3 protein-coding genes are annotated in these 1,745 nt (G+C 44.4%); all 3 read left to right on the top strand.

Features of this window, described 5'->3' with window-relative positions; translation table 11 throughout:
* The first annotated feature begins 399 nt into the window (after positions 1-399).
* Positions 400-591, top strand: coding sequence for a hypothetical protein (locus KDK15_RS18360; protein ID WP_257296845.1), 192 nt, complete (start codon positions 400-402; stop codon positions 589-591).
* 57 nt (positions 592-648) lie between these two features.
* Entirely contained in the window at positions 649-876 is a 228-nt protein-coding gene (locus KDK15_RS18365; protein ID WP_257296846.1) for a hypothetical protein, read from the top strand.
* Positions 877-1,087: 211 nt separating this feature from the next.
* Positions 1,088-1,639 carry a hypothetical protein gene (locus tag KDK15_RS18370; RefSeq protein ID WP_257296847.1) on the top strand — a complete coding sequence of 184 codons (552 nt, stop codon included), beginning with the start codon at positions 1,088-1,090 and terminating at the stop codon, positions 1,637-1,639.
* Positions 1,640-1,745: the final 106 nt, after the last annotated feature.

The following is a 1,745-nucleotide window of genomic DNA, read 5'->3' on the forward strand; positions in this document are numbered from 1 at the left end:
TGTTTCCAGGGTGGTGTATTGTATTTTGGACTGGCATAAAGGCAGCTTGAGCCTTAGATCATAACAACGAATGTTGCGCTCGTTGCGGTTTTAATCAAGAGTGGTAAACGATATGTTCTGTTCAATCTTTATCTTGTTCTGAACGATTTGAAAAAGTCAGAGAGTTACTTTAACTGGTAGCAGGAGGAGTTTCCTGATGATGCGGGCGAACCGATCCACAAATTGTGCTGGTCTCTGGGCTTGCTGAGAATGAACAAACCGGTAGAAGCACGATACAGGCTGGCGGATCTGATGCTGTTAAATCTTTATCTGATTCCTTACGTGCTGGGCCAGCCCCTCGAGCAGGAATAGGATATCTGGCATGCATCCAACTTCCACAACCTGGATTATATTTATGACTTGCCAGAAGAGGTCAATAACGCGATTACGGATAACGAGCGGGAGTGGATGGGTGAGGCGTATGGCTCACTTGAGTTTCGCCGTATCAGAAAACGATACATCGAAATTTACCATGAGTTGTTAACCACTAAAGAGCTTGCTGGGCGAAAAATATTACTTAATGAGTCCAGTCGTTTATTACGATCTGTTTGATATCTTACATGCTATATTCCTGTCTGGGTTAGCAATAGCAGCAAAATAGACTACGAAATGAGTATTGATCAGTTGGCATACTTGAATGATTTGATTGAGAGCGGTGGCGAAATAACCATAGGCTCAATCGGTCCTTTTGAGGGAGCGACGGCAGTGGATGAAAGCAGTTGCCTGGCTATGCTTGCCAGGAAATCCGGAGAAACCCTGTCAGAGTTATTGATCAGGCTGGATGACGCTATCCAAAAAGCTATTGAGGAAGATGAATTTATCGATGAAATAAACTAAGAGTTACCAATGGGCCATTACTGTAGGATTTGTGCCTGTAACAAGCCAAATGAACCGTTTTCTGGTAAATGGCATAAGGACCATATCTGCAAAGAGTGCTCTAAGAAACCCAAAGAGGAAAGATGTGCAATTGATCAGGAAAATGAAATATTTGGTTTTATTCCGCTTTCCTGATGCTGGTTCAGCCGGGATATCGCAGAGGTAATATAAATTGACATCAGTGACTCGCAAGCAGCGCCGCCAACAGGATCGGGAGCGGAAAAAGTTGTTTAAAAAGCTTAACAGGATATCCAGCAACGCTATCGATAAGATAAGGAATCCTTGCGTTGCCGATACCTCGGAAAACCTGGGGCTTTCCCGTATGTCCGATCATATTTCAGACTTTTCCGAGCCCCTTTATGATTCCAGCTGGGATCAGGACGGTATTAGGGATATTTGTGAGCTGGTCTGTTGTTGCTGGAATATAGGCACATGTTCGGAAGAGTTCGAGGATTTTTTATGGGGTATTTTGATTGAGAGGAAACTGGACGAGTGCTTTAATGACCCCGATGGCATGCTCGCCAGCAAGCTCTGTGGCATTATTGACCAAAGGCGCTTGAACTTTGCTGAAGATCGTCGTTTTATCATGGATTTTCGCTTGGAGTTTACTGAAGACAATTGCATGAATCTGCAAATAGCCAGCATGCCGATAGCTCAAAACGAATTTCTGGCAATGCAGGCAGTCAGGGTGATGGCTATGGAAGATGAAACTTTGGGAGCATAAAATTCTGGAGTTGTAATTCTGCAAGGCCAGAATGGTAAACGCCCCGGTCTGGTAATTAGTGCTTGTCCGAAAACCCATCAGCCCTTGAAAACAGCAGTCTGTGGCC

It is taken from the genome of Endozoicomonas sp. YOMI1, from assembly GCF_024606345.1.
GTDB lineage: Bacteria > Pseudomonadota > Gammaproteobacteria > Pseudomonadales > Endozoicomonadaceae > Endozoicomonas.

Bases quoted from the DNA above. Each gene is read 5' to 3' on its own strand.
- KDK15_RS18365 (WP_257296846.1), top strand. From the start codon at position 649: ATGAGTATTGATCAGTTGGCATACTTGAATGATTTGATTGAGAGCGGT.